Genomic DNA, 6,107 nt, shown 5'->3' on the forward strand with positions numbered 1-6,107 from the left:
CCGCGCCCCTGGGAGGCGTCCGCCCTCAGGCCGTGGATCCGACTCGAAAGAGCCGCCGCGTTCCCGGCATGACGAGGTAGATCCCTTGCAGCGACAGGACCAAGATCATGGCCCCCAGGATGAACGCCAGGGTGCTCGGGCCCGGATCAAAGAGGATGTAGCTGAACATGCGGCTGTCGCCGGTCAGGCCCGGGTCGCCCAGGAGATCGCGCAACACCCATGCACACATCAGAAGCTGCAAGGTCAGCGAGATGACGGTGAGCCAACGGATGAGGTTGTTCAATCGCAACAATCCAAACCCGAGCAGGATGGAGCCGACCGTCAGATCCACGCTGGGCCGATGCTGGACGACCGAGAGGATAGTTCCGGCCAGACTCGATATCCCTTGAACAAGGAGGAACCAGGCCGTGAGCTTCAAGGGCCATGGGAGCTCGGGGTTCAGCAGCATGGGAGGTCTCACGAGGGAAGCTGGGCCTGGCGGGGCCGGACCGCCGGAGGGACGCCTCAGGCATCCTTCCCGGGGGAAGCCTCGCGCACAAGCACGATCTTGCCGATCACGCCCCCCTTCTCCAGCAGCTCCTGGGCCTGTCTCGCCTCCACGAGCGGGAGCCGGCGCGCGATGATCGGCCTGATCTGCTGGCGTCGGAGGAGGTCGAGCAGGGTGGCCAGATCCTGTCGGAACAGGGCCGGCTTCAGCCGCTTGAGGGTCTGGATGCTGTAGGGGACCAGCCGCTTCCGGCCCGGGAGGAGCCAGCTGCCGAGGATGTACAGCCCGAAGACGGCCGTGCCGCGGAACCGCTGACGGCGGCCCGGGGAGCTGGACGTCAGCCCTTCCCCACGCAGGGAGGTGGAGAGGCCGTAGCCCACCACCCGCCCGCCCGGAGCCAGCGCCTCGCGGGACTGCCAGAGGTGGGCCCCTCCGATGGGATCGAAGACGGCGTCCGCACCTCCGGTCGCCAGGCGCCGGAGTTCCGCCACGAAGTCCTGGTGCCGGTAGTCGATCGGGATGCCGCCCAGGTCGGACACCGTCTGCGCCCCTCGCGCGGAGCAGGTCCCGTACATCTCCAGCCCGGCGAGGCGCCCCAGCTGCAGGAGGGCCGTGCCGACACCGCCGGCCGCACCGTGGATCAGCACCCGCTGGCCCGGCTGGACCTTCGCGGCGTGGTGCAGCATCTGATAGGCCGTGATGTAGTTGAGCACGAGGCTCACGGCCTCGGCGGCGTCCAGCCCCGGCGGCACGGGGACGAGCTCCTGCTGTGGCAGGCAGATGAGCTCCGCGTAGGCCCCGCTGATCGGCATCGCGGCGACCATCTGGCCGGGTTCGAGGCCCGAGACGCCGGCCCCGAGCCGCTCCACCTCGCCCACCAGATCCCACCCCGGCGTGAACGGCGGGCGGGGGGTCTCGGGGTGGACGCCCTCGCGCGCCAGCACATCAGGCAGTGAGATGCCCGCGGCATGCACCCTCACCCGCACCTCCCCGGGCCCGGGCTCGGGACCTTCCTCCTCGAGCACCTGGAGGACCTCGGATCCCCCGTACCGAGCGACGACGATGCGCCTGTGTCTCATGGCTCCTCCCCCCTTGGCGGATCGGAGTTCAGGCGGCCTGCCCCCGGGGGGCCCGTCGGCTATCTCAGGGAATGCAGGCCGAACATGTTGCCTTCGGTGTCATGGGCCAGGGCGATGAAGCCGAACTCGCCGATGGCCAGCTTGGACCGGTGGATCTGCCCGCCCGCCGCCACCACCCGGCCCTCTTCGATGGCGCAATCCTCCGAATGGAAATACACCAGGGTTCCCGACCCGCCGGAGGGGCAGCCATCCAGTTTGACGAGTGCGCCGCCGGCGCCAGGGCCCTCCATGTGGGAGGGGAACAGCCACATCTGAAGCTCGGAAAGCGGCGCCTCCAGCCGGGTCAGCTGGACCCCGAGAACGGACTCGTAGAAGCGCAAGGCCCGGTCCATGTCCTGAACATAGATCTCGAACCAGGCGACAGGATTGGCAGCCATTCGGGGCCTCCGGGGCTGGCGGTTGGGGTTTCTCCAGGGTGAATCGACCTGACGCAAGCACAAAGGTTAGGTGCGGCCGAGCGCCCGCGCCAGGACTTCGGCGAGTTTCCGGGACGTACGGCGGTTCCAGGATTCGTTGACCACCACCCCGAGCTCCTTCGAGCCTCCCGGGGGCATCCCCACCCGCCCATGGGGGGCGGCCGACGTGCTCTGAACACCAGCCGGATCCCGGGATCCCAGCGGGAGGCAGGCGACGTTGGTCGTTCCCGGCACCCGCCGAACATCCGGCGGGCCTCAGAGGGCCTGCCCGGTGATGCGGAAGCGGATGACCCGGCCCGCGCGGATGACACAGATGCCGGAGGGGCCCCCCATCCCCGGGGTGGGCGGTGCGAACCGGTGAACCGAATCGCCTGGCGCTGGATCCAGCCCGAGCGCCTTCGCCTCTCCCACCGTGGCGGCCTGCAGGATCATGACCATCCGCCCGGGTTCCAGCTCGAGGGAAGCGCCTGGCTGGACAGCCTGTGTCGCTTTCGGGGCGGCGCATGCCATCAGGGCGGCCAACGGGAGGAGCGCTGTAATTCGGCTGTTCCGGCTCGAAGTGGACATGCCGCAGCCTACTCTGCCCGCCTGGGTTTTGCTTTCCGGCTGGACACGTTGAGGGCGACCGCGGCGCGGATGAGGGCCCTGAACGCGTCCGCATCGACCGCCTCTCCCTCATGGAGGTCCAGCGCCCGCCTTGTGTTCCCCTCGAGGCTCGCGTTGAAGACCCCGGCCGGGTCGTCCACCGAGGCCCCCCGGGCGAAGGTCAGCTTCACGGTCGACTTGTAAGTCTCGCCGGTGCAGATGATCCCATCATGCGACCACACGGGGGTGCCCCCCCACTTCCACTCCTCGACCACGTCCGGGTCCGCCTCCCGGATGAGCCCGCGCATCCGGCTCAGGGTCTCTCCACGCCAGTCCCCGAGCTCTGCGATACGTTGCTCGATCAGCTCCGAGGCCGACCGGCCCTCGCTCGAACCAGGCTTGTTCATGCGCTCCTCCCCCACAGACAGGATCCGACGACTGGACGGGTGATGGAAGCAAGCGCCCCGACCACGGTCAACCCCTTCGGCTCAGGAAATAGTGAATGGCGAGCCTGATCAAGCCGATGGCGATGCCCGGTGAAGGTCAGGTGAGGAGGTGGGGATTGTGCTTCCAGACGGCCCAGGTGAGGACGGCGGCGAAGGACACCCAGGCCAGATAGGGGAGGAGCAGGACGGCGGCCAGGCGATGATGGCGCCAGAACAGGGAGACCGTGGCGACAATCAACAGCCAGAGGACCAGTATCTCAGCCAGTGCCGCCGCCCCCAGATGCCAGACAAAAAACAGCCAGGTCCACAGGGCATTCACGGCGAGCTGGAACAGGAACATGGAGAGCGCGAAGCCTGCGTTCCGGAAACCGCCGACCCGCCACACAAGCCAAGCCGAAACAGCCATGAGAAAGTACAGGACCGTCCATACCGGGCCGAAGAGCCATCCCGGAGGCGCCCAGTCGGGGCGAAGGAGGGCCTGATAGAAAACACCTGCCTGGGCTGAAGCCAGACCACCCAGTGCCGCCGCGGCCAAGCAGACCAGCAGCCACCCGAGGAATCCGAGAACCTGCTTGGACAACGGAAGGTGGGCCATGGGACTCCCGGGAAAGGGCCGAACGAGGGAAGCCGGAGAAGCGGAACGATGGGAGGGGGCGAAAGGCGAGGCGGGCGAGATCGGCGTTGAGCCAGGAGTCCGGTCGTGATCTGACTGGCTCAAGGCTTGTCACAGACTGGACTGCCCTTGTCGAAAACGATGCGCCATTTCCCGGGCCCTTCCAGGCGCCAGATCGAGGTGTAGGTCCCGATCACCTTGCCTTTTGAATCACGGACGGGGCCGGTGCTGAGGGCGAGCTGCCCGGACGCGAGGACTTCCACGGATTCCGGTTCCCAGGAAAAGGGCGCCTCGGGCTTTTCGAAATGGCGCTTCCACCAGCTCGCGATCTCCTGCCTGCCATGCAGGGGCTTATCGCCGGAGAAGAAGATGGCCTCTTCCGAGACGAAGGCGGTGAAGGCCGGGTGGTCCCGCCTGGCCATCGTCTGCGCGAAGGCCCGTTCCGTGTCCATCACCTGTTGTCTGAGCGATCCGTTATCGAGGGGCTTTGCCGAAAGTGGACGGAGAGGGAGCGCGGCCATAAGGGCAAGAACAAGGAGACGCTTCCGCATCGCAGGACTCCTTTCTCGGTGATGGGCGACAACGACCAGGTGCGACCTGACAAATGAAGCTGGCCGGATGGAGCTCCGCGCCATCCACCATCCCTTAAAAAGGTCGCACCAGGTCGGTTTGGAAGAGGTACATCGTCGAGTCGTTGCCGTAGCCCGAATCTGGGACCACGGCCAGGCCGTTACGACCCCAGCGGACGAGCCGCTGGGGCGTTGAAATCATGCCATGGAGGATCAAGGCACCAACCTGATTCAGGGTGGTGAGGTCGTAGACGAATACATATCCGGTTCCATAGGTACCGGAGGCTCCCACGAAGTAGATGCGGTTGTTCGGCGGATCCACCAGGAACCGGCTGTCCGAGGGAACCACAATCCGCTTCGACAACGGGGCCAGGGTGGCTGAGTCGATCACCAGCCCACTGCTGGTGTACAGCTTCCCCCCAGAAATGGCGAGGCCAGTACCAAAGCCGATATCCAGCGTGCCGGATCGACCGATGGAGGCAAGACCGGAGCCATCGACTGTGTAGGCCCGCATATCAAAGGTTGTGAGGCCATTATTCAGGGCGTAGACCTTGGCTCCCGCCTCATCGATGGCGATGCAGTCCCGGTAGCCGTCAACAGCCCCGTGGAGGCTTCGGGGCGTCCCGTCGTCATAGATCACGATCTCCTGCGTCGGTGGGAAGCTGGTGGATTTCCCGACCATCACTGAATTGGGCGAACCGGGAACCGCCGCCAGACTCACCGTTCCACCCGACACAAGGTCGATGGTGGACAACGGGGCGAGGCTGGGCCAGGCGAGCCGCCGGATCAGACTGGATTGGGTCGATCCCGTGTAGATCGATCCCTTGTCGCTGGCGAGCATGAGAGCACTCGGATTGTCGGCCAGGGGCAGCAGGGGGGTCACTTGCCCCGACCTGGGGTCGATCTGGATAAGGCTCTTGGGATGGGCGGAGGTCGTATCGGGAACGATGGCCAGGAGGTTCCCATCCGCAGGCGACTCAACCATGCCCGAGACCGGCTGATTCAGCGTGATGTTCACAATCTGGGCGGGTGTGATCCACCCTGCGCTTTGGCTGTAGAGGGCCGCCACCGCATAACCCGGCCTGGCGACTTCCTGTTCCGGGATGGTGGTGCTTGCATAACCCAGCGCCAGATTGACCGTCGTCGGCATGGCCAGGCCATTCCAGATGATGACCGTGTCCTTGTCCACAGGCATGCCCGAGAAGGACAGCGTGAATGCGGGAGAACCGGCGCCCACCTTCGTGGGCGAGGTCATGGGCACCGGACCGTCATTCAGGCTTCCGCGGATGAAGTAGATCGGTTCGGAAAGTTCTGGTGTGGGCCCCGGGTTCCGGACCCGACACGTGCCACCGGGAATCAGATCCGCGGTGTTGACGAAAACCGATAGCCGATTCGGCCCCAGATAGGTGGTGGGGCATTCCCTGCCGTTCAGCAGGACCGCGGAGGTGCTGATGAAGTTGACGCCTGGTATGGACAGCTGGAAGGAGGGCGAGCCTGAGGGATAGATGATGGCGGCCGCCATGATCCTTGGCGCGGTAGGAGAAACGGTCTGGCTCGGAGTCCCGCCGCCCCCTCCGCCTCCCCCGCCGCAGGCCATGGCCAGGCAGAGCGCCCAGAGCGATACCGCCCTGGAAAACAGGCCACGCCATGAGGTGGCAGGAGAGATGGATCTGTCGCAGAAACGCATGGGAACCCCATGAGCAGGATGGGTTTTGACGTCCTCCCGGAAAACTAGACCAAGGATAATGTGAGTCCTCCCCCTCTGGAGGGCCCCTTGAGAAAGAGCAGATACACCGAGGAGCAGATCATCTTGGCCTTGAAAGAGCACGAGGCCGGCAGGACGACGGCACAG

General features: G+C 65.8%; 8 protein-coding genes. All 8 read right to left on the reverse strand.

Annotation, left to right across the window (positions count from 1 at the left end; all coding sequences use genetic code 11):
- Positions 1–25: 25 nt before the first annotated feature.
- The 8 genes from QSJ30_RS14415 to QSJ30_RS14450 all read right to left on the reverse strand — a co-directional run bounded on the left by QSJ30_RS14415 (position 26) and on the right by QSJ30_RS14450 (position 5,777).
- Positions 26–448 (reverse strand): hypothetical protein, encoded by a 423-nt coding sequence (locus QSJ30_RS14415; RefSeq protein WP_285610380.1) that lies wholly within the window; start codon positions 446–448, stop codon positions 26–28.
- 56 nt (positions 449–504) lie between these two features.
- Positions 505–1,566, reverse strand: a complete 1,062-nt coding sequence (locus QSJ30_RS14420) for a medium chain dehydrogenase/reductase family protein (RefSeq protein ID WP_285610382.1) — start codon at positions 1,564–1,566, stop codon at positions 505–507.
- Positions 1,567–1,625: 59 nt separating this feature from the next.
- Entirely contained in the window at positions 1,626–2,003 is a 378-nt protein-coding gene (locus tag QSJ30_RS14425) for a VOC family protein (RefSeq protein ID WP_285610384.1), read from the reverse strand.
- A gap of 294 nt (positions 2,004–2,297) precedes the next feature.
- Complete coding sequence (locus tag QSJ30_RS14430; RefSeq protein WP_285610386.1) at positions 2,298–2,474, reverse strand: hypothetical protein; 177 nt, start codon at positions 2,472–2,474, stop codon at positions 2,298–2,300.
- A 143-nt stretch (positions 2,475–2,617) separates the two neighbouring features.
- Entirely contained in the window at positions 2,618–3,034 is a 417-nt protein-coding gene (locus QSJ30_RS14435; protein ID WP_285610388.1) for a DUF1801 domain-containing protein, read from the reverse strand.
- Between the two features lie 136 nt (positions 3,035–3,170).
- A complete protein-coding gene (locus QSJ30_RS14440; RefSeq protein WP_285610390.1) occupies positions 3,171–3,668 on the reverse strand; it encodes a TspO/MBR family protein in 498 nt (165 codons plus the stop codon).
- Between the two features lie 119 nt (positions 3,669–3,787).
- Entirely contained in the window at positions 3,788–4,237 is a 450-nt protein-coding gene (locus QSJ30_RS14445) for a YybH family protein (protein ID WP_285610392.1), read from the reverse strand.
- Between the two features lie 94 nt (positions 4,238–4,331).
- On the reverse strand, positions 4,332–5,777 hold the full coding sequence (locus QSJ30_RS14450) for a hypothetical protein (protein ID WP_285610393.1): 1,446 nt from the start codon (positions 5,775–5,777) through the stop codon (positions 4,332–4,334).
- Between the last annotated feature and the right edge of the window lie 330 nt (positions 5,778–6,107).

The sequence above is a fragment of the Geothrix edaphica genome, assembly GCF_030268045.1.
Taxonomy (GTDB): Bacteria; Acidobacteriota; Holophagae; order Holophagales; family Holophagaceae; genus Geothrix; species Geothrix edaphica.

Coding starts and splice junctions, on each gene's coding strand:
- QSJ30_RS14445 (WP_285610392.1), bottom strand. CDS start 4,237: ATGCGGAAGCGTCTCCTTGTTCTTGCCCTTATGGCCGCGCTCCCTCTC.
- QSJ30_RS14415 (WP_285610380.1), bottom strand. CDS start 448: ATGCTGCTGAACCCCGAGCTCCCATGGCCCTTGAAGCTCACGGCCTGG.
- QSJ30_RS14430 (WP_285610386.1), bottom strand. CDS start 2,474: ATGATCCTGCAGGCCGCCACGGTGGGAGAGGCGAAGGCGCTCGGGCTG.
- QSJ30_RS14420 (WP_285610382.1), bottom strand. CDS start 1,566: ATGAGACACAGGCGCATCGTCGTCGCTCGGTACGGGGGATCCGAGGTC.
- QSJ30_RS14450 (WP_285610393.1), bottom strand. CDS start 5,777: ATGGCGGCCGCCATCATCTATCCCTCAGGCTCGCCCTCCTTCCAGCTG.
- QSJ30_RS14425 (WP_285610384.1), bottom strand. CDS start 2,003: ATGGCTGCCAATCCTGTCGCCTGGTTCGAGATCTATGTTCAGGACATG.
- QSJ30_RS14435 (WP_285610388.1), bottom strand. CDS start 3,034: ATGAACAAGCCTGGTTCGAGCGAGGGCCGGTCGGCCTCGGAGCTGATC.
- QSJ30_RS14440 (WP_285610390.1), bottom strand. CDS start 3,668: ATGGCCCACCTTCCGTTGTCCAAGCAGGTTCTCGGATTCCTCGGGTGG.